15 protein-coding genes are annotated in these 22,739 nt (G+C 66.2%); 14 read left to right on the forward strand and 1 reads right to left on the reverse strand.

The window, feature by feature from the left end; all coding sequences use genetic code 11:
• The first annotated feature begins 12 nt into the window (after positions 1-12).
• From GN331_RS10485 to GN331_RS10505, 5 genes are read left to right on the forward strand one after another with little or no spacing between them, the layout of a single operon-like run.
• Positions 13-1,488: a glucoamylase family protein gene (locus GN331_RS10485; protein ID WP_156641925.1), complete on the forward strand. Its 1,476-nt coding sequence runs from the start codon at positions 13-15 to the stop codon at positions 1,486-1,488.
• Positions 1,485-2,783, forward strand: coding sequence for a sugar ABC transporter substrate-binding protein (locus GN331_RS10490; protein ID WP_156641926.1), 1,299 nt, complete (start codon positions 1,485-1,487; stop codon positions 2,781-2,783). Before GN331_RS10485 ends, GN331_RS10490 begins: the two co-directional genes overlap by 4 nt.
• Positions 2,780-3,658: a carbohydrate ABC transporter permease gene (locus GN331_RS10495; RefSeq protein WP_156641927.1), complete on the forward strand. Its 879-nt coding sequence runs from the start codon at positions 2,780-2,782 to the stop codon at positions 3,656-3,658. The genes GN331_RS10490 and GN331_RS10495 overlap by 4 nt, the downstream gene beginning before the upstream one ends.
• Positions 3,655-4,491 (forward strand): carbohydrate ABC transporter permease, encoded by an 837-nt coding sequence (locus tag GN331_RS10500; protein WP_156641928.1) that lies wholly within the window; start codon positions 3,655-3,657, stop codon positions 4,489-4,491. The genes GN331_RS10495 and GN331_RS10500 overlap by 4 nt, the downstream gene beginning before the upstream one ends.
• Entirely contained in the window at positions 4,488-7,439 is a 2,952-nt protein-coding gene (locus GN331_RS10505; protein WP_156641929.1) for an alpha-L-rhamnosidase-related protein, read from the forward strand. The genes GN331_RS10500 and GN331_RS10505 overlap by 4 nt, the downstream gene beginning before the upstream one ends.
• 48 nt (positions 7,440-7,487) lie before the next feature.
• On the opposite strand, the gene GN331_RS10510 is transcribed toward GN331_RS10505, so the two are convergent.
• Positions 7,488-8,861, reverse strand: coding sequence for a GH1 family beta-glucosidase (locus GN331_RS10510; protein ID WP_156641930.1), 1,374 nt, complete (start codon positions 8,859-8,861; stop codon positions 7,488-7,490).
• Between the two features lie 111 nt (positions 8,862-8,972).
• Here GN331_RS10510 and GN331_RS10515 point away from each other — a divergent pair, with 111 nt between their 5' ends.
• The 9 genes from GN331_RS10515 to gyrA all read left to right on the forward strand — a co-directional run bounded on the left by GN331_RS10515 (position 8,973) and on the right by gyrA (position 22,685).
• Positions 8,973-10,067, forward strand: coding sequence for an ABC transporter ATP-binding protein (locus tag GN331_RS10515; protein WP_156641931.1), 1,095 nt, complete (start codon positions 8,973-8,975; stop codon positions 10,065-10,067).
• 183 nt (positions 10,068-10,250) lie between these two features.
• Positions 10,251-13,754 (forward strand): chromosome segregation protein SMC, encoded by a 3,504-nt coding sequence (gene smc, locus GN331_RS10520; RefSeq protein ID WP_156641932.1) that lies wholly within the window; start codon positions 10,251-10,253, stop codon positions 13,752-13,754.
• Positions 13,755-13,773: 19 nt separating this feature from the next.
• Positions 13,774-14,490: a cell division protein ZipA gene (zipA, locus tag GN331_RS10525; protein ID WP_156641933.1), complete on the forward strand. Its 717-nt coding sequence runs from the start codon at positions 13,774-13,776 to the stop codon at positions 14,488-14,490.
• Positions 14,490-16,595 (forward strand): NAD-dependent DNA ligase LigA, encoded by a 2,106-nt coding sequence (gene ligA / locus GN331_RS10530; protein WP_156641934.1) that lies wholly within the window; start codon positions 14,490-14,492, stop codon positions 16,593-16,595. The genes zipA and ligA overlap by 1 nt, the downstream gene beginning before the upstream one ends.
• Positions 16,596-16,605: 10 nt before the next feature.
• Positions 16,606-17,556: an EF-P lysine aminoacylase EpmA gene (gene epmA, locus GN331_RS10535; RefSeq protein WP_156641935.1), complete on the forward strand. Its 951-nt coding sequence runs from the start codon at positions 16,606-16,608 to the stop codon at positions 17,554-17,556.
• An 80-nt stretch (positions 17,557-17,636) separates the two neighbouring features.
• The gene (locus tag GN331_RS10540; RefSeq protein ID WP_156641936.1) at positions 17,637-18,347 is read left to right on the forward strand and encodes a DUF3011 domain-containing protein; all 711 of its coding nucleotides are present in this window, start codon (positions 17,637-17,639) and stop codon (positions 18,345-18,347) included.
• An 86-nt stretch (positions 18,348-18,433) separates the two neighbouring features.
• Positions 18,434-19,489, forward strand: a complete 1,056-nt coding sequence (mtnA, locus tag GN331_RS10545; protein WP_156641937.1) for an S-methyl-5-thioribose-1-phosphate isomerase — start codon at positions 18,434-18,436, stop codon at positions 19,487-19,489.
• Positions 19,482-19,958, forward strand: a complete 477-nt coding sequence (locus GN331_RS10550) for a hypothetical protein (RefSeq protein ID WP_156641938.1) — start codon at positions 19,482-19,484, stop codon at positions 19,956-19,958. Before mtnA ends, GN331_RS10550 begins: the two co-directional genes overlap by 8 nt.
• A 93-nt stretch (positions 19,959-20,051) precedes the next feature.
• Positions 20,052-22,685: a DNA gyrase subunit A gene (gene gyrA / locus GN331_RS10555; protein WP_156641939.1), complete on the forward strand. Its 2,634-nt coding sequence runs from the start codon at positions 20,052-20,054 to the stop codon at positions 22,683-22,685.
• Positions 22,686-22,739 lie beyond the last annotated feature (54 nt).

Raw genomic sequence — 22,739 nt, forward strand, 5'->3', positions numbered from 1 at the left:
GATGGTGAAGTAATGCAGCAAGCGCTTTCGAAATTCGTCCTCACCGCGCTCGCAACCGTCGCGCTGGCCGCATGCCAGCACGACGATGCGAAACAGGTTTCCACCACCGCGACGCCGCCGCCGGCGACATCGGCGAAGGCGAACGTGGATCGTGCGGTTCCGCCGGTCGTCGACGATCTCCAAAGGCGCACGTTCGAGTACTTCTGGGAAACCACCAACCCGAAGAACGGGTTGGTGCCCGATCGCTGGCCCACGCCGTCGTTCTCGTCGATCGCGGCCGTGGGCTTCGGGCTGACCGCGTACGGCGTGGGCGTCGAACGTGGTTGGATCACGCGCGACCAGGCCATCGAGCGCACGCTCGCGACGTTGCGCTTTCTCAAGAATGCGAAGCAGGGGCCCGAAGCGAGCGGCACGTCGGGTTACAAGGGCTTCTACTACCACTTCCTCGACATGCAGTCGGGCGAGCGCTTCGCGACCAATGAACTCTCCACCGTCGACACGACGCTGCTGATGGGCGGCGTGTTGTTCGCGCAGACGTTCTACGATCGCGACGATCCGCGCGAAAAGGAAATCCGCGATACGGCCGATGCCTTGTATCGCGCGGTGGAGTGGCCGTTCGCGCAAACGCGCAAGCCGCTGATCTCGATGGGCTGGAAGCCGGAGGACGGCTTCATCGCCTACGACTGGAACGGTTACAACGAAGCGATCCTCGTCTACGTAATGGCGCTCGGTTCGCCGACGCATCCGGTGGATCGCGATGCCTACGATGCATGGACCTCGACCTACGATCGTTCGTGGGGTTCGTTCAATGGCGGCCAGGAACACCTGACGTTCCCACCATTGTTCGGCCATCAGTATTCGCACGTGTGGATCGATTTCCGCGGCATCACCGACGATTACATGAAGCGTCGCGGCATCGATTATTTCGAGAACAGCCGCCGCGCGACGTTGTCGCATCAGCTCTACGGCAAGCAGAACACGCAAGGCTGGACCGGCTACGACGCGAGCGTGTGGGGTTGGACCGCCTCCGATGGCCCGATCGATGCGGTCATCGATTTCAAGGGCAAGCCGCGCAAGTTCCAGACCTACACCGCGCGCGGTGTCGGCACCGAATACACCGTCGACGACGGCACGATCGTCCCGACGGCCGCGGCGTCTTCGATTCCGTTCACGCCTGAAGAATCGATCGCCGCGATCCAGGCGATGCATGATCGCTACGGCAAGGCGATCTACCAGAAGTACGGCTTCCTCGATGCGTTCAACCCGAGCTTCACGTTCACCGATCGCAAGTTGCAGCACGGGCAGATCGTCGATGGCGTCGGCTGGGTCGACAAGGATTACCTCGGCATCGACCAGGGCCCGATCGTGTTGATGATCGAAAACCACCGCAGCGATTTCGTGTGGTCGGTGATGCGTCGCAATCCCTACATCCGGAAAGGCCTGGAGCGCGCGGGCTTCACCGGCGGGTGGCTCGACGAGGCGAAATGACACGCTCGCTGCGCACGTGGCTGTGGGCCTGTGTCGCGTGCGTGGCGATGCTCGCGGGTTGCTCGCGTGCAGAAGAAGACAGCAAGACCACGACCATCCGCTTCTGGGTGATGGGCTACGAGGGCGACATGGTCGCCCAGATGTTGCCGGACTTCGAACGCACGCATCCCGGCATCAAGGTGCAGCTGCAACAGCTTCCGGTCACGGCCGCGCACGAAAAATTGCTCACTGCATTCGCCGGCGATTCCCTGCCGGATGTTTCGCCGCTCGGCAATACGTGGATTTCCGAGTTCGCCACGCTCGATGCGATCGAGCCGCTGGATCCGTGGATCGCAAAGACGCCCGGCATCGTGGTCTCCGATTATTTTTCGGGCGCGTGGGACACCGGCGTCATCGATGGGAAGACACTGGCGATCCCGTGGTACGTCGAAACGCGGCTGCCGTTCTATCGCAAGGACATCGTCGCCGCCGCCGGCGTGACGACGATGCCGCGCGATTGGGCGGAGTGGCGCAGCGCGATGCGTGCGGTGAAGAAGCACGTCGGGCCGGATCGTTACGCGATCCTGTTGCCGCTCAACGAATACGAGCCGCTGCTCAATCTTGCGGTGCAGCAGCCCGATCCGCTGCTGCGCGACAACGGGCGACACGGGAATTTCCGAAGCGCAGGCTTCAAGCGCACGCTGCAGTTCTACAAGGACACCTTCGACGAAGGCCTCGCGCCGCGCGTGGACAACACGCGCATCTCGAATGTGTGGCAGGAACTCGGGCGCGGCTACTTCAGTTATTACGTCAACGGGCCCTGGAACATCGCCGAGTTCCGCAAGCGCTTGCCGCAGGATGTCGCGGGCTCGTGGGGCACGATGCCGCTGCCGGGGCCGAACGGGCCGGGCGCATCGGTGGCGGGCGGCACGAGCTTCGTCTTGTTCAAGAAGTCGAAGAACAAGGAAGCGGCGTGGCAACTGATCGCGTGGTTGTCGGAACCTGCGCAACAGATTCGGCTGCATGCGATCACGGGTAATCCGCCGCCGCGTCGCGCGCCGTGGTCGGCGCCGGCGCTCGCGAACGATCCGTATATCCAGGCGTTCCGCGAACAGTTGGAGCGCGCGGTATCCGCGCCGAAAGTGCCCGAGTGGGAACGCATCGCCCAGGAAATGCGTTTCGTGGGCGAGCTAGTCGCCAATGATCGCCTGACCGTCGACGAAGCCGCCGCCGAAATGGATCGCCGCGCCGATCGCATCCTCGAAAAGCGTCGTTGGATGCACGATCAACACACGCTGCCCGGTGGCGCGCAATGAAGGCCTCGCTCGCGGGATGGGCGTTTACCGCGCCGGCGTTGTCGGTGATCGCGTTGTTCTTCGTGCTGCCGGTGTTGGCGGCGTTCGCGTTGTCGGTCACCGATTTCGACATTTACGCGCTAGCGGATCTCCGCAACCTGCGCTTCGTCGGGCTCGACAACTACATCGGGTTGCTCGGCAATCCACTGTTCTGGAAGGCGCTGGGGAACACGCTGTACTTCGTGCTCGTCGGCGTGCCGCTGTCGATCTTCGCCTCGCTGGCGGCCGCGCTGCTGCTGCATTCGAAGCTCGCGCGCTTCAAGCCCTTGTTCCGCACGTCCTTGTTCGCGCCCGTGGTGACGACGGTGGTCGCGGTCGCCGTGATCTGGCGCTACTTCTTCCACACGCGCTACGGCATGGTGAACTGGCTGCTCGGGCTGGCGGGCATCGACCCGATCGACTGGCTGGGCGATCCGCATTGGTCGATGCCGACGATCATCCTCTTCGCCGTGTGGAAGAACTTCGGCTACAACATGATCATCTTCCTGGCCGGCCTGCAGGCCATCCCGGAAGACCTGTACGAAGCCGCGCGCATCGACGGCGCAACGTGGTGGCGGCAACTGCTGCACGTCACCTTGCCGATGCTTGGACCGGTGTTGCTGCTCGTGTCGATCCTCACGATGGCCGGGTATTTCCAGTTGTTCGCCGAGCCTTATGTGATCACGCAGGGCGGACCGCTGCAGAGCACCGTGAGCGTGCTGTATCTGATGTACGAGGAAGGCTTCAAGTGGTGGAACCTCGGTAATGCATCGGCGGTGGCCTTCCTGTTGTTCCTCCTGATGACGACGGTGACGAGCGGCCTATTGTGGCTCGCACGCAAGAAGGGCGCCGAATGAACAGCGTCGCGCGCCAGCGTTTGTGGTCGTCCGTGGCGGTCAACGGTGCGTTGATCATGTTCGCCGCGGCCGCGCTTGCGCCGCTCGTGTGGATGCTGCTGGTGTCGTTCATGCGGCCGGGCGAGGCGAGCCATTTTCCGCCGCCGTGGTGGCCCACCGAGCCGACGCTGCACAACTACCGCGAACTGTTCCTGCGCGCCGGCATGGGCCGCTATCTGTTGAACAGCTTCATCATCGCCACGGGCGTGATGCTGATCTCCGTGCTGCTCAACACGCTGGCGGGCTACGCCTTCGCGAAACTCCGGTTCAAGGGGCGCGAGCGCACGTTCCGTGCGTTGCTCGCCGCGTTGGTGATTCCCGCGCAGGTCGCGATGATGCCGCTGTTCCTGTTGCTCAAGCAGATGGGATTGGTGAACACGTATTTCGGCGCGATGGTCACGGGCCTGGCGAGCGTGTTCGGCATCTTCCTCGTGCGCCAGTACGCGCGCTCGTTGCCGGATGAATTGTTGGAAGCCGCGCGCATCGACGGCGCCGGCGAGGCCCGCATCTTCTTCCAGATCGTGTTGCCGGCTCTGCGCCCGATCCTCGTGACGCTCGCGATCTTCGCCTTCCTCGGCGCCTGGAACGACTTCATGTGGCCCTTGATCGTGTTGAGCGACCAGACGATGCAAACCTTGCCGGTCGCGCTCGCGAATCTCTCGCGCGAACACGTGCAGGACAACGAATTGATGATGGCCGGCGCGGTGGTCACCGTGATCCCGGTGCTGGTGTTGTTCCTGGTCCTGCAGCGCTACTACCTGCAGGGCCTGCTGGTCGGGAGCGTGAAGGGATGAGGCAGTGGATCGCGGGCGCGCTGTGCCTGTTGGCGTTCGGCGCGCAGGCGCGTGTGATCGATGCATTCGATTCGACGGACGGGTGGAAGGTCATTCAGTCCGATCAGGTCACCGGCACCTTGCGCAACGCCGATGGTGGCGTGTGCCTGGACTACGACTTCCACGGTGTGTCCGGGTACGTCGGCCTGCAACGCGACGTCGCGCTGGACTACCCGGATAACTACGCATTCGCCTTCAAGGTGCGCGGCAAGGGCCCGACGAACGACTTCCAGTTCAAACTCGTCGATGCCAGCGGCGACAACGTTTGGTGGGTGACGAAGCCGAAGTTCGCGTTCCCGTCCGAATGGACGCAGATGCGTTTCAAGAAGCGCCACATCTCGAAAGCGTGGGGCCCGTCGGAAGAGAAGGAGCTCACGCACAGCGCGAAACTCGAGTTCACGCTCGCGAGCGGCGAGGGTGGGAAGGGGAGTGCGTGTTTCGATGCGCTGACGTTTGATGCGTTGCCGCCCCAGAACGACGCCCCGCTGACTGGGAATCTCGCGCAAGTCGGTGACGCGTACGTCATCGATCTTGCCACCGTGCGCGAACTCGGCGGCGCAATCCTCCAATGGGCCCCGGAAAAGCAGTCCGGCGATTACACGGTCGACTTGTCGAACTACGGCTCCGCCTGGCACGGCGGCTATCGCGTGCGGATGTCCGATGGTGCCGAAGACTTCGTCGCGATGCCGGAGGAAGAGGGCCGTTACGTGCGCATCTCTCCGGCGCCGGACTTTCCAGGAACGCTATTGCGCGCAGACATCCAACCGCTCGCTTTCTCTGCTTCGAAGAACGCCTTCATCGAGGCAGTGGCCATGCGCGCGAAGCGCGGCGACTATCCGCGCGGATTCATCGGCGAGCAGTCTTATTGGACGATCGTCGGTGTCGACGGTGGTCGCGAGCAAGGCCTGATCGGTGAAGACGGTGCGATCGAAGTTGGGAAGGGCCGCTTCAGCATCGAACCTGTCGTGATCGGTCCGTCGGGCCGAGCGACCTGGGCGGATGTGCAGGCGACCCAATCCTTGCAGGACGACTATTTGCCGATCCCATCCGTGCATTGGCAGCACCCCGACTTCAAACTGCACATCACGGCCTTTGGCGAAGGCAAGCCAGGCGACGCACGGCTGGTCGCGCGCTATCGCCTGACCAACACCTCGCGAGAGCCGGCCGATTTCACGTTGCAGTTGCGTGCGCGGCCGCTCCAGGTGAACCCGCCGAGCCAATTCCTCAATACGACGGGCGGCGTGAGCCCGATCGGATCCATTGAAGTCGCGGCAAACGACATGCGCGTCGACGACAGGATCGTGCGGTTCTCGCGCGCCGCATCGCAAATGGAGGTCAGCGTGTTCGCCGCGCAAGGTGACCCCTTGATCGCGCCGACGTCGCATTCGCCGCCATGGGCGCGGGATCCGGACGATCTCGCCAGCGGCGCGATGCATTACGAAGTACACCTCTCGCCCGGAGAGTCCTTCGACGTCGCGTGGGTCTCCTCGCTTGGCGGCGATGGTGAACTGGACGCGAGCAACGCCGAGGCAAGACAGGCAGCCGTGGCGCTGCAATGGCACGACAAACTCGACCGCGTAAAATTCAAGGTGCCGCCACAAGGCGAGCACATCGCCAACACCATCCGCACCGCGCTCGCCCACATGGCCATCAGTCGCGTCGGCCCGCGCCTGCAACCGGGCACGCGCTCGTATGCGCGTGCGTGGATCCGCGACGGCGCGATGATCGGCGAAGGTCTGCTGCGTCTTGGCCGCGAAGACATCGCGAAGGAATTCCTGCAGTGGTACGCGCCGTACCAGTTCGACAGCGGGAAGGTGCCGTGTTGCGTCGACGATCGCGGCGCCGATCCCGTTCCGGAGAACGACAGCCACGGTGAGTTGATCTATCTCGTCGCCGAGATGTATCGCTACACGCGCGACCGTGCGTTGCTCGAACAGATGTGGCCGCATGTCGTCGGCGCCGTGAAGTACATGGACGCGCTGCGCGCGAGCGAGCGCACCGAAGCCAATCGCGCGAAGAACCAGGCGTTCTACGGGCTGATGCCCGCGTCGATCAGCCACGAAGGCTATTCGGCCAAACCGATGCACTCGTACTGGGACGATTTCTGGGCGTTACGTGGGTACAAGGATGCCGTCGAAATCGCGCAGTGGCTCGGGAAGGATGCGGACGCGAAACGCTTCGCCGCGTCACGCGATCAATTCTCGGGCGACTTGCAAGCCTCGCTGCGTACCGCAATGGCGCAGCAGAAAATCGACTTCATTCCAGGCTCCGCGGAACTCGGCGACTTCGACGCGACGTCGACGACGATTGCACTCGCACCGGGCGCAGCCGACGCGATTCTCCCGCCGGGCGCACTGGAGAAGACCTTCGAGCGTTACTGGCGCGAGTTCGAACAACGCCGCAAGGGCGAGCGCGAGTGGAAGGATTACACGCCGTACGAACTACGGACGGTGGGCACCTTCGTCCGCCTGGGCTGGCGTGATCGCGCGCAATCCGCGCTCGACTTCTTCTTCGCGGACCAACAACCGCGCGCGTGGAATCAGTGGGCGGAAGTGGTTTCGCGCACGCCGCGCAAGCCGTTCTTCCTCGGCGATCTGCCGCACGCATGGGTGGCGAGCGACTACGTGCGCTCGGCGCTGGATCTGTTCGCGTATGAGCGCCCTGAGGACGAGTCCATCGTCATCGCCGCCGGCATTCCCGCTGATTGGTTGAAGGGCGAGGGCATCGCGATCGAAGGCCTGCGCACGCCGGGCGGGCCGCTGTCGTATTCGTTGCGCGAAGTGGGCGACAAGTTGGTGCTGGAGGTCGGCGGTGGCATCACGCTGCCGAAGGGTGGGCTGGTGTTGCCTTGGAATGGCAAGGAAACGCGGGTGACGCGTGTGCCTGCCCGCGTTGAGATCGCGCGGTAACGCGTAATCCCACCCCGGCCCTCCCCTGCGTACAGGGGAGGGAGCAGATCAGTAAGGCAACGGATCGTCGATTGAAGCGCCGTGCGTCTCGATCGCCTTCGAATACCAGCGCGCGCTGTCCTTCGGCGTGCGTTCCTGCGTGCCGTAGTTCACGTGCACAATGCCGAAGCGCTTGGAGAAGCCGAGCGACCATTCGAGGTTGTCCAGCAACGACCACACCATGTAGCCGCGGATGTCGCAGCCCTGGTCGATGGCGTCGCGGATCGCGGTCAGGTGCTTCTTGAGATAGCCCATGCGCAGCGGATCGCGCACGCGGCCTTCTTCGGCGACCGCCGGGTCGAAGAACGCCGCACCGTTCTCGGTGATGTAGGTCGGCAGGTTGCCGTAGCGGTCCTTCGCCCACACCAGCAGATCGGTCAGGCCCTGCGGGAAGACTTCCCAACCGGTTTCGGTGTACGTGCCCAGCTTCTGGCGCACGGCGCCGGCCTTCAGCGGATAGCTGTCGGTGGCCTGCGTCACGCTGCGGGTGTAGTAGTTGATGCCGATGAAGTCGAGCTTCTGCTTGATCAGCGCGTAATCTTCGTCGGCCCATTCGGGCCACGCGTCGCCGAAGATTTCATTCTTCAGTTCCGGCGGATATTTGCCGAGCAACGCCGCGTCGAGGTACTGCTCGTTCATGTACGCGTGCGCGCGCTTGGTCGCGGCGAGATCTTCGGGCGACTGCGTGTTCGGGTACTTCGGCTCGATGTTCACCACCAGGCCGATCTCGTGCTTGCCGATCTCGCGATACGCCTTTACCGCCGCGCCATGCGCGCGCATCAGGTTGTGCGTGGCGATCGGCGTTTCGTACTTGCTGCGATGGCCCGGCGCGAGCGCGCCGTGGAGATAGCCACCGTCGGTGACGACCCACGGCTCGTTGAGCGTCACCCACTTCTTCACGCGGCCGTCGAGCGCGCGATACAGCACGCTGCCGTATTCGGCGAACCAGTCGGCGACGTCGCGGTTGAGCCAGCCACCGCGGTCGTCGAGCGCCGCCGGCAGGTCCCAGTGATAAAGGGTGAGCAGGGGTTCGATGCCCTTGTCCAGCAACTCGTCGACCAGGCGCGAGTAGAAGTCCAGGCCCTTCTGGTTCACTCGACCCGTGCCGTCGGGGAGGATGCGCGACCACGACGTGCTGAAGCGATACGCCTTCAGGCCCAGCGAAGCCATCAGCGCGACATCGTCCTTCCAGCGGTTGTAGTGGTCGCAGGCCACGTCGCCGGTGTCGCCGTTGACGGTCATGCCCGGCGTATGGGCGAAGCGCGTCCAGATGCTCGGCCCCGCGCCGTCGGCCATCGGGGACCCTTCGATCTGGTGCGCGGCGGTGGCGGCTCCCCAGAGGAAACCTTCGGGGAAGCGGCGTGCGTTCGGGTTGGCGGCCATTGTTTGTTCGTGTAAACGGTTACATGGCAGGATAACGCCAACACGCCGTGTAGTGCACCGTTCCCTCGACAATCGTTCGTTCGACAACCTTCCCTTCGAAATCGGAACCCGATGGCCCAGGTCAGCCTCGAGCAGGTCCGCAAGGTCTACCCCAACGGGTTCGTCGGCGTCGACGGCGCCACCTTCGACGTGGTCGATGGCGAGCTGCTGGTCCTGGTCGGGCCTTCGGGTTGCGGCAAGTCGACCTTGCTACGGATGATCGCGGGCCTGGAAGACATCTCATCGGGCACGTTGCGGATCGGCGAGCGCGTGGTAAACGACGTCGCGCCGAAAGACCGCGACATCGCGATGGTCTTCCAGAGTTACGCGCTGTATCCGCACATGACGGTCGCCGAGAACCTCGGCTTCGGCCTGAAGCTGCGCGGCGCATCGAAGGCCGACATCGCCTCGCGCGTCGACGAAGCCGCCCGCGTGCTCGAACTCGGCAAGCTCCTCGATCGCAAACCTGCCGCGCTCTCGGGTGGGCAGCGCCAACGCGTTGCGCTGGGTCGCGCGCTCGTGCGGCATCCGCAGGTCTTCCTGCTCGACGAACCGCTCTCCAATCTCGACGCCAAGCTGCGCGCCGGCATGCGCGTGGAAATCGCGCGGCTGCATCGGCAGGTGGGCGCGACGATGGTCTACGTCACGCACGACCAGGTCGAAGCGATGACGCTCGGCCAGCGCATCGTCGTGCTGAAGGACGGGCACGTGCAGCAAATCGACACGCCGATGGCGCTGTACGACCGGCCGGCGAACCTGTTCGTCGCCACCTTCCTCGGCAGCCCGGCGATGAACGTGCTGCGCGGGCGGCTGGTCCGCAGCGATGGCCTGGCGCTCGACCTGGGCGACGGACTGCGCGTCCCGATGGGCGAGGGCGCTTCGGTTCCCGACGCCTGGCTGCAGCGCGACATCGCGATCGGCGTGCGTCCCGAAAACCTGTTGCCTGCCACCGCAGGCGCCGGCGCCTTCCATTCCACGATCGAAATGATCGAGGCGCTCGGCAACGAAACCCTCGTGAACGTGCGCGTCGGCGCGCAGACGCTGGTCTCGCGCATGCCCCCGCGCGAACTCCCGCCCCCCGGCCAATCCCTGCCGCTGTCGATCGCCCCCGGCCGCTGGCACGCCTTCGATGCGGCCACCGGCGAGCGGCTTGCCCCAACGGGCTGAGCGATTCGCACGGCCGAGGCGCCCACGGCGCCGGAGGCCTCGCTATACTCGCGCGTAGTCACGATGACGCGATCGTGCGCCGCCTGCCGAATCAATGGCTTGGCGGATGTTTCGAAGCGAATCTCTCACATACGGCGGCACGGGCCTTTAGGCTGCGTGCTGCAGGGGCCGAACGACCGCCGCATGCGCCTGTCCACGATCAAGCTCTCCGGTTTCAAATCCTTCGTCGATCCGACCACGCTGCACCTGCCGACCAACATGACCGGCGTGGTGGGGCCCAATGGTTGCGGCAAGTCGAACATCATCGACGCCGTGCGCTGGGTGATGGGCGAAAGCTCCGCCAGCCGCCTGCGCGGCGATTCGCTCACCGACGTCATCTTCTCCGGCAGCAGCTCGCGCAAGCCGGTGTCGCAGGCGACGGTGGAGCTGATCTTCGACAACAGCGACCACACGATCACCGGCGAGTTCGCCGCGTTCAACGAGATCTCGGTCAAGCGCACCGTCAGCCGCGACGGGCAGAGCATCTACGCGCTCAACGGCACCAAGTGCCGCCGCCGCGACATCACCGACCTGTTCCTCGGCACGGGCCTGGGCCCGCGCAGCTACTCGATCATCGAGCAGGGCATGATCAGCCAGATCATCGAGGCGCGCCCGGAAGACCTGCGCGTGTTCCTCGAAGAAGCCGCGGGCATCTCGAAGTACAAGGAACGCCGCAAGGAAACCGAAACGCGCATCCGCCACACGCGCGAAAACCTCGATCGCCTCAATGACCTGCGCGAAGAAGTCGGCAAGCAGCTCGAACACCTGCGTCGCCAGGCCCGCCAGGCCGAGCAGTACCAGTCGATCCAGGCCGAGCGCCGCATCAAGGACGCCGAGTGGAAGGCGCTGGAATTCCGCGGCCTCGACGCGCGCGTGCAGGCGCTGAAGGAAAAGCTCGACAACGAAGAAACGCGCCTGCAGCAGCTCATCGCCGAGCAACGCGCCGCCGAGAGCAAGATCGAGACCGATCGCGTGCGCCGCGAAGAAGCCAGCGAAGCGCTGAACAAGGCGCAGGCCAACGTCTACCAGGTCGGCGGTACGCTCGCGCGCATCGAACAGCAGATCGCGCACCAGCGCGAAATGGCGCAGCGCCTGCAGCGCGCGCGCGATGAAGCGCAGAGCCAGCTCAGCGAACTGGGCTCGCACATCAGCGGCGACGAATCGCGCCTGACCGGCCTGCGCGACGCGATCGCGCAAGCCGAACCCGAACTCGAACGCCTTCGCGCCGACGACACCGCGCGCCAGGACGCCCTGCGCGACGCCGAAGCCGCGCTCGCCGATTGGCAGCAGCGTTGGGATGCGCACACCAGGGCGCAATCCGAAGCCGCGCGCGCCGGCGATGTCGAACGCACGCGCATCGAACATCTCGATCGCCAGACGCTCGACGCCGATCGCCGTCGCGAACAACTCAGCACCGAACGTGCGAGCCTCGATCTGACGTCGCTGTCGGAAATCTTCGCCGGCACGCAAGAACAGCACGACACGCAGAAGGCTTCGCTCGAAGGCCTGACCGCGCAGGTCGAAGAACGCAAGGCGGCGGTCACCGCCATGCAGGACCAGCAGCGCAGCGCGCAGAGCGAAATCGCGGACGTGCGCAAGAACGCGCAGGCCTCGCGTGGTCGCCTGTCGTCGCTCGAAGCGTTGCAGCACGCCGCGCTCGGCCAGGAACAGGGCGCCGCCACCGCGTGGCTCATGGCGCGCGGCCTCGATAGCGCAGCGCGCGTCGGCGAGAAGTTGCAGGTCGAATCGGGTTGGGAAAACGCCGTCGAAGGCGCGCTCGGCCAGTTGATCGAAGGCGTGTTGGTCGAAGCGCCCGAAGCGCTCGTCGAAGCCCTCGGCGACCTCGGCGAAGGCCGCCTGACGCTCGTGGATCCCGCGGGCGAAGACTTCCCGGTCGCACCGACCTCGCTTGCCGCGAAGGTGAAGGGCCCGGCCGCGATCCGTCGCCTGCTCTCGAAACTCCATGGCGCCGAAACGCTGGCCGAAGCGCGCGCACTCGTGCCGCAGCTGGGCGATGGCGAATCGGTGATCACGCGCGCGGGCGAACGCCTCGGCGCCGGCTGGGTGCGCGTGGTGCGCTCCGGTGCGGCGAAGCAGGGCGCGCTGCTGCGTGAAAAGGAAATCCAGTCGCTGCGCGCGGAGATCGAAGACCTCCAGAAGCGCGAAGCGGTCCTCAACGAAACGCTGACGCGCCTGCGCGATCAAGCGTTGGCCGCCGAACAGCATCGCGAAGACGCACAGCGCGCGCTGTATCTCGCGCATCGTGGCGTGTCGGAACTCGCCGGCCAGTTGCAGAGCCAGCAGGGCAAGCTCGACTCGGCGCGCAATCGCATCGAACGCATCGATGCCGAACTCTCGCAACTGATCGCCACGCTCGACGCGAGCCGCGAGCAGGCCCGCGACGCGCGCGGCAAGCAGGAAGACGCCGTCGGCCGCATGGCCGAACTCGAACAGACGCGCCAGGCGCTCGACGCCGAACGTCGCCGCTTCGCCGAAGCGCGCGACAACGCGCGCGTCGCCGCGCGCGAATCGCGCGACACCGCGCATGCGCTCGCGCTGACGGTCGAATCGCAACGCGCGCAGATCGTCGCGCTCGCGCAGTCGCTGGAACGCATGGGCAGCCAGCGCGGCCAGCTCGACTCGCGCCTGGGCGAACTCGCCTCGCAACTCACCGATGGCGACGCCCCGGTGCATGCGCTGGAAAGCGAACGCCAGGCGGCGCTGGAAGAACGCGTGCGCGTCGAAAAGGCGCTGGGCGAAGCACGCTCCACGCTCGAAGGCATCGACGCCGAACTGCGCGGCAACGAACAAACGCGCCACCAGCGCGACGAACAAGCCATCGCGCAGCGCGACAAGATCGGCCAGCGCAAGCTCGACCAGCAGGCGCTCGTCATCAAGGCCGACCAGTTGTCGGCGGCGGTGGTCGAGGCCGGCTTCGTGCTGCAGGAAGTGATCGACACGCTCGCGCCGGACGCCGACGTCAGCGCGTGGGAAAAGACGGTCACCGACTTCGACGCCAAGCTGCGCCGCCTGGAACCGGTGAACCTCGCCGCGATCCAGGAACATGCCGAAGCCGCACAGCGCAAGGAATACCTCGACGCGCAGGACACCGACCTGTCCACCGCGCTGGAAACGCTGGAAGAAGCGATCCGCAAGATCGACCGCGAGACGCGCGGCCGGTTCAAGGACACCTTCGACCGCGTGAACTCGGGCGTGCAGGAGCTGTATCCGCGCCTGTTCGGTGGCGGCCACGCGTACCTGGAACTCACGGGCGAGGACCTGCTCGACACGGGCGTGGCGATCATGGCGCGCCCGCCGGGCAAGCGCGTGTCGAACATCTCGCTGCTCTCCGGCGGCGAGAAGGCGATGACCGCGGTCGCCCTGGTGTTCGCGATCTTCCGCCTCAACCCGGCGCCGTTCTGCCTGCTCGACGAGGTGGACGCGCCGCTCGACGAAGCCAACGTCGGCCGTTTCACGGCGATGGTCAGCGAGATGAGCGAAGCAGTACAGTTCCTGTTCGTCACCCACAACAAGGCGACGATGGAAGCCGCGCAGCAGCTCTCGGGCGTCACGATGCGCGAACCGGGTGTGAGCCGCCTGGTGTCCGTCGATCTCGCCGAAGCCGCGCGCCTGGCCGGCGCCGCCTAACCTCCACGGGGAGCAAGCGATGGATTCGACCGTATTGCGCATCGGCATCGCGATCGCAGGCGTTTTGTTGATCGCCGCGATCTACTTCTTCGGCCGCCCGCGCAAGCCGGGGCAGGGGCGTCGTGTCGGCGGCGGTTTCGCCGACGCCGGACGCACCGACGCCGAACGGATCGAACCCACGCTGGGTGAACAGATCGCCGACGAACTCGCCGAAGGCGAGCAATCGCAATCCGAGCTCGAGCTCGGCGCGCGCAACGACGATCTCGGCAAGCGCGGCGATGCCTCCTTCGAAAAGATCGTGACGCTGTATGTCGCCGCGCGCGAAGGCCAGAAGCTGCGCGGCAGCGACATCGTCGTCGCCGCCGAGAAGGCCGGCCTGACCTACGGCCACATGCAGATCTTCCACCGCCTGGTCGAAGGCCACCCCGAGCGCGGCCCGATCTTCTCGGTCGCCAACATCATGAAGCCCGGCAGCTTCGAGATGGCCACGATCCAGGAACTCCAGACGCCCGCGATCGCCTTCTTCCTGACGCTGCCCGCGCCGATGACCGCGCTGGATGCCTGGGAAAAGATGCTGCCGACCGCGCAGCGCATGGCCGAGTTGCTCGACGGCGTGGTGCTCGATGAATCGCGCAACGCCCTGGGCCGCCAGCGCATCGCGCACATCCGCGACGAGTTGCGCGGCTACGATCGCCAACACGAAGCGCCGCCGCTGACGAAGCCGGCACGCTGGTAATGGGGAAGGCCGCTGCGACCGCGGCGCGGGTCGAAGAACTGCGCCGCCTGCTGGACGACGCCAACTACCGCTACTACGTCCTCGACGACCCCACGCTCGCCGACGCCGAGTACGACACCTTCCTGCGTGAGCTCGAAGCGCTCGAACGCGACCATCCCGAACTCGCCGATCCGCAATCGCCCACGATGCGCGTGGGCACCACGCCCTCCGGCAAGTTCGCCGAAGTGAAGCACGCGGTGCCGATGCTTTCGCTGGCGAACGCGTTCGAAGACGAAGAGGTCGCCGAGTTCGTCGCGCGCATCGCGAAGGAAACCGGCGATGCGACGCCCGATTTCTCCGTCGAACCCAAGCTCGACGGCCTGGCGATCAGCCTGCGCTACGAGGACGGCGAGTTCGTGCGCGGCGCCACGCGCGGCGATGGCGCGACGGGCGAAGACGTGACTGCCAACCTGCGCACCGTGCGCAGTGTGCCGCTGCGGTTGCGCGGCAAGGCGCCGAAGGTCCTGGAAGTGCGCGGCGAGGTCTACATGCCGAAGGCCGCGTTCGAGAAGTACAACGCCTGGGCGCGCGAGCACGGCGAGAAGACGCTCGCCAATCCGCGCAACGGGGCGGCCGGTTCGTTGCGGCAGCTCGATCCGCGCATGACGGCGCAGCGCCCGCTCGCGTTCTATGCGTACGCGTTGGGCGAAGTCGAAGGCGTGACGTTGCCGCCGACGCATTCGCGCACCCTGCAATGGCTGCGCGAACTCGGCCTGCCGGTGAGCGCGGAAGTCGATGTCGCCACGGGCGCCGAAGGCCTGCTCGCGTACTACCGTCGCATCGGCGAGAAGCGCAACGCGCTGGCGTACGACATCGACGGCGTCGTCTACAAACTCGATCGCTACGACCAGCAGCGCGCGATGGGCTTCGTCTCGCGCGCGCCGCGTTGGGCGATCGCGCACAAGTACCCGGCGCAGGAAACGCCGACCGTCGTCGAGTCGATCGAGGTCAATGTCGGCCGCACCGGCGCGGTGACGCCCTGGGTGCTGATGACGCCCGTGCAGGTCGGCGGCGTGACCGTCACGCGCGCGACGTTGCACAACGCCGACCAGATCGCGCGCCTGGACGTGCGCGTCGGCGACACGGTCATCATTCGTCGCGCGGGCGACGTGATCCCGGAAGTGGTGCGTGTCGTCGAAGACAAGCGCCCGCTCGATGCGAAGGGCAAGCCGAAATTCCCCGCGTATCAATTGCCGACCGAATGTCCCGTGTGCGGTTCGGCGGTCGAGCGCGAAGAAAACGAAGTCGTCGCGCGTTGCACCGGCGGCCTGTTCTGTCCTGCGCAACGCGTGCAGGCGCTGTTCCACTTCGCCTCGCGTCGCGCGATGGACATCGAAGGCCTGGGCGAACGCTTCATCACGGCGTTGGTCGAGTTCGACATGGTCCGCAGTGTCGCGGACCTCTACAAGTTGACCGTCGACGATTTCGTCGCGATGAAACAGCGCGCCGACGAACTCGCCGATGCGGTGCCCGCTCATGCTGATCAGAGCAAGGTGAAATCCGGCAAGGTCGCGACCAAGTGGGCCGAGAACCTCGTCGCCGCGATCGATGCCAGCCGTACGACGACGCTCGAACGCGTGCTCTACGCCCTCGGTGTCCGCGACGTCGGCGAAAGCACGGCGCGCACGCTGGCGCGGCATTTCGGCGCGCTCGATCCGATCCTCGCGGCCGACGAGGAAACGCTGCGCCAGGTGCCCGATATCGGTCCCGTGGTCGCCGCGCGCATCGCGCACTTCTTCGCGCAGCCGCACAACCGTGAAGTCATCGCCGCGCTGCGTGCCAATGGCGTGCACTGGCCGGAAGGCGCGCCGCAGCGCTCCGCCGACGGCCCGCTCGCGGGGCAGACGGTCGTGCTGACGGGCGGTCTGTCGTCGATGTCGCGCGACGAAGCCGGCGCGAAGCTCGAAGCGCTCGGCGCGAAGGTGTCCGGCAGCGTGTCGAAGAAGACGAGTTTCGTCGTCGCCGGCGAGGCTGCGGGCAGCAAGTTGGCCAAGGCGCAGGAACTCGGTGTCGAGGTGTGGGACGAAGCGCGCCTGCTCGCATTCCTGGCCGAGCAGGGCGGCTGATACAACGCGCATGACGCACGATGCGCTCCGCCTTCGCGCACGGCTGTACGCCACGCTGCGCGCATTCTTCGCCGAACGCGGCGTGCTCGAAGTCGAAACGCCCGTGCTTTCGCGCGCGGGCAACACCGATCCGAACATCGCGTCGTTCTCGCTCGAATTCTCCGGCCGCACCGACGGTGCACCGCGCACGCGCTGGCTGCGCACGTCGCCGGAGTTCCCGCTCAAGCGCTTGCTCGCCGAAGGCATCGGCGATTGCTACGAGCTCGGGCGCGTGTTCCGCGATGGCGAAGCAGGCGGTCGCCACAATCCCGAATTCACGATGCTCGAGTGGTATCGCGTCGGTCGCGATCATCGCTGGGTCGCGACGGAAACGGTCGACGTGATTCGCGCGGCGCTCGCGTTGGTCGAACGCGACGTGCGGGTGGTCGACATCGCGTATCGCGATCTGTTCCGCGATCGCCTGGACCTCGATCCGTTCACCGCCGACGAGGCGCAGTTGCGCAACGCGCTCGGCGATGTCGTCATCGATCCGGCGGGTTTGGTGCGCGACGACTGGCTCGACTTGTTGATCACGCATCGCCTGCAACCGGCGTTCGACGCAGACACGGTCCATATCGTGCGCGATTACCCGGCCTCGCAATGCGCGCTCGCGCAGATCCGACACGACGATCCGCCGGTGGCCGAGCGCTTCGAAGTCTTCCTCGGCCCGCTGGAACTGGCCAACGGGTATCACGAATTGCGGGATGCCAACGAGCAGCGCGCGCGTTTCGAACGCGACCAGGCGGTCCGAAAGGCGCGCGGACAGGCGGCGCCGCCCATCGACGAAGCGCTTCTGGCCGCGCTGGAGCGCGGTTTGCCGCCCTGCGCGGGTGTTGCGTTGGGCGTGGATCGGCTCATGATGGCGCTGCGGGGGACGGACCGGATCGGCGACGTGCTCGCCTACGATTTCGCGCGGGCGTGACGCGCCTGAGTCCAACGTTCGCCTTGACCCCGCATTCAGCGATCCGGGAAAGTGCGCGCAGGAAATCGAGGGCTCCATCGATGCCAACCAGCGCCTCCCGCGTTCTGCTCGCCGGCCTCATGGCCGTCGCGCCTGCGTCGGCGCAGCAGTTCCGCACGGCCGAACCCTATCCGGGGAATCGGCCCGACATCGTGCGCTGCGAATCTTCGAAAGGCCGTGCGGTGTCGTGCAAGGCCGACACGCGCGGCGGCGCGCGCCTGGTACGTCAGTTGTCGCGCAGCCCGTGCGTCGAAGGCGAAACCTGGGGCGTGCGCGAAGGCGAAGTGTGGGTGCGTGGCGGATGCCGCGCGGATTTCGGCCTGGGCGATACGAAGGTCGTCGCGCCGGGCCCGCAGTTCCTCAAGTGCGAGGCCAACAACACGGTGTCGCGTCGTCATTGCCCGGCGTTGACGATCGGCGGCGTGCAGTTGATCCGCCAGTTGTCGAAGTCGCAGTGCATCCAGCACAGCACGTGGGGCTACGATCGCAACAGCGTGTGGGTGTCGCAGGGCTGTCGCGCGGAGTTCCAGATCGGCGAAGGTCGCGCGGCGGAAGAGAAACTCGGCCCGCAGCAGGTGCGTTGCGAATCCGACCGCGGCCGCGAACGGCGTTGCGAAGTCGGTGTGTGGCAGGGCGCGCGCATGACCAAGCAGTTGTCGAAGTCGCCGTGCGTGCAGAACCACAGCTGGGGTTGGGACCAGCGCGGCGTGTGGGTGAGCCGCGGCTGCAGAGCAGAATTCACAGTCTGGTAGCGCCCCCCATCCCCCTTCCAAGGGGGGATCAAGCGCGCAAAGCGCGCTTGAGGGGGATAAACCCCCGAGGCTTTAAACTCCCCGACATGGACGATTTCGACTACGCCCGCTACGACCGCATCCGCCCCATCCGCTGGACCGGCGATGCCCTGGAACTGCTCGATCAGCGCAAGCTGCCGTTCGATACCGAATACCTGACCTGCCGCACGAGCGACGACGTCGCCGCCGCCATACACGCGCTCGCCGTCCGCGGCGCGCCGGCGATCGGCATCGCGGCGGCCTGGGGTGTCGTACTCGCCGAACGCGACATCGAAGCGACCGACGCACGCGATGCCGGCGCCAAGCTCGAACCCGCGCTGCAACGCCTCAACGCCGCACGCCCGACCGCGGTCAACCTGGCCTGGGCGCTCGCCCGCATGCGCGCGGCGCTCGCACGCGCCGACCACGATTGGCGCGGCGCGCTCGAACGCGAAGCCGAAGCGATCGATACCGAAGACCTCGCCGCCAACCGTCGCATGGGCGCGCTCGGCGCATCGCTCATCGAACCGGGCAGCGGCGTGCTTACGCATTGCAACACCGGCTCGCTCGCGACCGCCGGTTTCGGCACCGCGCTCGGCGTGATCCGCGCGGGTGTCGCGCAGGGCCGGATCGAGCAGGTGTTCGCGGGCGAAACGCGCCCGTGGTTGCAGGGCGCGCGACTGACCGTGTGGGAATTGCAGCAGGACGGGATCGACGCCACGCTCATCGCCGACTCGGCCGCCTCGCACCTGATGAAGACCGGCAAGGTGCAGTGGGTGGTCGTCGGCGCCGACCGCATCTGCGCCAACGGCGACACCGCCAACAAGATCGGCACCTATCAACTCGCGATCGCCGCCCGCCACCACGGCGTCGGGTTCATGGTGGTGGCGCCGTCCTCGACCGTCGACATGGCCACGCCCAGCGGCGAGATGATCGAAATCGAGGAGCGCGACGCCGCCGAATTGCACGTCGTCGGCGGCAGTCGCACGGTGGCCGAAGGCATCGACGCCTGGAATCCGGTGTTCGATGTCACGCCGCACGACCTGATCGATGCGATCGTCACGGAGCGGGGTGTGATCCGTCGGCCTGACGCAGCGTCGATGCGGGCCGCGTTCGGTGCTTGACCACGCGCTGCGCGCGTACTTCGAGGAAGACGACGGCTCGCTCCCCGAGGTCGACATCGCGTTCGCATCGGACGCCGGGTTGCTCCAGGCCTTCGACCTGCTGTACTCACTTTCCTCAGCCAACGTTGCGTCCGGCGAGGCGCACATCCACGAGCGCGAGCAGGCGCGCGACCGTCGATTCGAAGGCCCCGAGGACGCGCGGCGGATGTTGGCCGGGCAGGTCGATCCCTTCCACGTCCTGCTCGCCGACATCGACGTCGCAGGGCAACGCATTCCCGACCTCGGCGTCTTCGTTTTCCCCGGAAGACTGTGCCTGGACTACCGCATGGGGCAGGCGTGGACCGACGCCCGGATCGACGCATTGCTGCAACTGCTCGTCCAACTCGAGGCACTCGGCGGCCGGGTTTCCGTGCCGGGGTGGGAGGACAGTGGCGAAGACGAATTCAGGAAGGCCATCGAGGCCCTCTAAGTGATTGTTTCTGGATAGAAAAAACCGGCGTTGAGGGAGGGCTTTCGTGCTAGAATTCTGGCCTTCGCGCACTCCTTAGAAAAAGCCCACCGAATGGCAGAACTCGCCAAGGAAATCATCCCGGTCAACCTCGAAGACGAGATGCGCCGCAGCTACCTCGATTACGCGATGAGCGTGATCGTGGGGCGCGCGCTCCCCGACGTCCGGGATGGCCTCAAGCCGGTGCACCGTCGCGTGTTGTTCGCGATGAACGAGCTCGGCGCCCACAGCAACAAGCCGTACTACAAGTCGGCGCGCATCGTCGGCGACGTCATCGGTAAGTACCATCCGCATGGCGACACCGCGGTGTACGACACGCTGGTGCGCATGGCGCAGCCGTTCTCGCTGCGTTACATGCTGGTCGACGGGCAGGGCAACTTCGGTTCGATCGACGGCGACTCCCCGGCGGCCATGCGTTACACCGAGGCGCGCATGTCGCGCCTGGCGCACGAGTTGATGGCGGACATCGACAAGGAAACCGTCGACTTCCAGCCCAACTATGACGAGAAGGAACTCGAACCCACCGTCATGCCGACGCGGGTGCCGAACCTGCTGGTCAACGGTTCTGCGGGCATCGCGGTCGGCATGGCGACGAACATCCCGCCGCACAACCTCAACGAAGTCATCGACGCGACGATCGCCCTGATCGACGATCCGCTGCTCGACGTCGAAGGCCTGATGCAGTACATCCCCGGTCCGGATTTCCCGACCGCGGGCATCATCAACGGCACCGCCGGCATCCAGCTCGCCTATCGCACCGGCCGTGGCCGCGTGCGCATGCGTGCGCGCGCCGCGATCGAAGTGAACGAGGACACCGGCCGCGAAGCCATCGCGGTGTCCGAGATCCCGTACCAGGTCAACAAGGCGCGGCTGATCGAAAAGATCGCCGAGCTGGTGAAGGAAAAGCGCCTGGAAGGCATCAGCGAACTGCGCGATGAGTCCGACAAGGACGGCATGCGCATCTTCATCGAGATCAAGCGCGGGGAGTCGGCCGAGGTCGTGCTGAACAACCTCTACGCGCAGACGCAGATGGAGTCGGTGTTCGCGATCAACATGGTCGCGCTGGTCGACGGCCGCCCGCAGCTGCTGAACCTCAAGCAGATGCTCGAAGCCTTCGTGCGCCACCGCCGCGAAGTCGTCACCCGCCGCACCATCTTCGAACTGCGCAAGGCCCGCCAGCGCGCCCATGTGCTCGAAGGCCTGACGGTCGCGCTCGCCAACATCGACGAGATGATCGAGCTGATCAAGACCTCGGCGAACCCGAACGAAGCCCGCGAGCGCATGCTCGCGCGCCGTTGGCAGCCGGGCCTGGTCGGCGCGCTGCTGGCCGCGGCCGGCGCCGATGCCTCGCGTCCGGACGACTTGCCGGCGGGCGTCGGCCTGTCCGATGACGGCTACCAGCTCACGGAAGTCCAGGCGCAGCAGATCCTCGAAATGCGCCTGCACCGCCTCACGGGCCTGGAGCAGGAAAAGCTCACCGACGAATACCGCCAGTTGCTCGAGGTCATCGCGGGCCTGATCCGCATCCTCGAAAACCCGGACGTGCTGCTCGACGTCATCCGTACCGAGCTGCGCAACCTGAAGGAAGAATTCGGCGACGCGCGTCGTTCGGAAATCCGCGCCAGCGAGGAAGACCTCGACATCCTCGACCTCATCGCGCCGGAAGACGTGGTGGTCACGCTCTCGCATTCGGGTTACGCCAAGCGCCAGCCGGCCAGCTCGTATCGCGCGCAGCGTCGCGGCGGCCGTGGCCGCAACGCGGCGATGACCAAGGACGAGGATTTCATCGACCAGCTGTGGCTGGTGAACACGCACGACACGCTGCTCACCTTCACCAGTGCCGGCCGCGTGTTCTGGCTGCCGGTACACCAGTTGCCCGACGCCGGCCCGCACGCGCGCGGCCGCCCGATCATCAACTGGATTCCGCTGGAACCGGGCGAACAGGTCCAGGCCGTCCTCCCGGTGCGCGAGTACCGCGACGACCGCTTCGTGTTCTTCGCGACCAAGCACGGCACGGTCAAGAAGACGCCGCTGACCGAGTTCGCCTTCCGCCTGCAGCGCGGCAAGATCGCGATCAACCTCGACGACAACGACGCGCTCATCGGCGTCGCGCTCACCTGCGGCGAAAGCGACGTCATGCTCTTCGCCTCCAACGGCAAGGGCGTGCGCTTCGCCGAGAACGAAGTCCGTTCGATGGGCCGCACCGCCACCGGCGTGCGCGGCATGCGCCTGGCCGAAGGCGAGGAAGTCCGCAGCCTGATCGTGATCGAAGGCGACGGCGACATCCTCACCGCCAGCGAACGCGGCTACGGCAAGCGCACCCCGGCGGCGGACTACCCGCGCAAGGGCCGTGGCACGCAGGGCGTGATCGCGCTACAGACCACCGCCCGCAACGGCAAGTTGGTCGGCGCCATCCAGCTCAGCGACCACCACGAGGTGCTGCTGATCTCCGATGGCGGCACGCTGGTGCGCACGCGCGCGGCGGAGATCTCGCAGGTCGGTCGCAACACGCAGGGCGTCACGCTGATCCGCCTGGCCGCGGACGAGACGCTGCAAGCGGTCGAACGCGTCGACGCGTCACTGGACGACGAGGCCGTGGTGTCGGAAGCTGAAGGCGCGGCAACGGACGCGGTCGATGTGACTGCCGACGTGTCCGCCGGCGACGCCGAGGGCCGTATTCCGGAGTGATCGCGCGAGTGCGCAAACGCATTCGACGACGCCGCCTCCGGGCGGCGTCGTCGT

It is taken from the genome of Noviluteimonas gilva, assembly GCF_009740395.1.
GTDB lineage: Bacteria > Pseudomonadota > Gammaproteobacteria > Xanthomonadales > Xanthomonadaceae > Noviluteimonas > Noviluteimonas gilva.

Bases quoted from the DNA above. Each gene is read 5' to 3' on its own strand.
- GN331_RS10485 (WP_156641925.1), top strand. From the start codon at position 13: ATGCAGCAAGCGCTTTCGAAATTCGTCCTCACCGCGCTCGCAACCGTC.
- mtnA (WP_156641937.1), top strand. From the start codon at position 18,434: ATGGACGATTTCGACTACGCCCGCTACGACCGCATCCGCCCCATCCGC.
- gyrA (WP_156641939.1), top strand. From the start codon at position 20,052: ATGGCAGAACTCGCCAAGGAAATCATCCCGGTCAACCTCGAAGACGAG.
- GN331_RS10490 (WP_156641926.1), top strand. From the start codon at position 1,485: ATGACACGCTCGCTGCGCACGTGGCTGTGGGCCTGTGTCGCGTGCGTG.
- GN331_RS10500 (WP_156641928.1), top strand. From the start codon at position 3,655: ATGAACAGCGTCGCGCGCCAGCGTTTGTGGTCGTCCGTGGCGGTCAAC.
- zipA (WP_156641933.1), top strand. From the start codon at position 13,774: ATGGATTCGACCGTATTGCGCATCGGCATCGCGATCGCAGGCGTTTTG.
- GN331_RS10540 (WP_156641936.1), top strand. From the start codon at position 17,637: ATGCCAACCAGCGCCTCCCGCGTTCTGCTCGCCGGCCTCATGGCCGTC.
- GN331_RS10505 (WP_156641929.1), top strand. From the start codon at position 4,488: ATGAGGCAGTGGATCGCGGGCGCGCTGTGCCTGTTGGCGTTCGGCGCG.
- GN331_RS10495 (WP_156641927.1), top strand. From the start codon at position 2,780: ATGAAGGCCTCGCTCGCGGGATGGGCGTTTACCGCGCCGGCGTTGTCG.
- GN331_RS10510 (WP_156641930.1), bottom strand. From the start codon at position 8,861: ATGGCCGCCAACCCGAACGCACGCCGCTTCCCCGAAGGTTTCCTCTGG.
- GN331_RS10515 (WP_156641931.1), top strand. From the start codon at position 8,973: ATGGCCCAGGTCAGCCTCGAGCAGGTCCGCAAGGTCTACCCCAACGGG.
- epmA (WP_156641935.1), top strand. From the start codon at position 16,606: ATGACGCACGATGCGCTCCGCCTTCGCGCACGGCTGTACGCCACGCTG.
- smc (WP_156641932.1), top strand. From the start codon at position 10,251: ATGCGCCTGTCCACGATCAAGCTCTCCGGTTTCAAATCCTTCGTCGAT.
- ligA (WP_156641934.1), top strand. From the start codon at position 14,490: ATGGGGAAGGCCGCTGCGACCGCGGCGCGGGTCGAAGAACTGCGCCGC.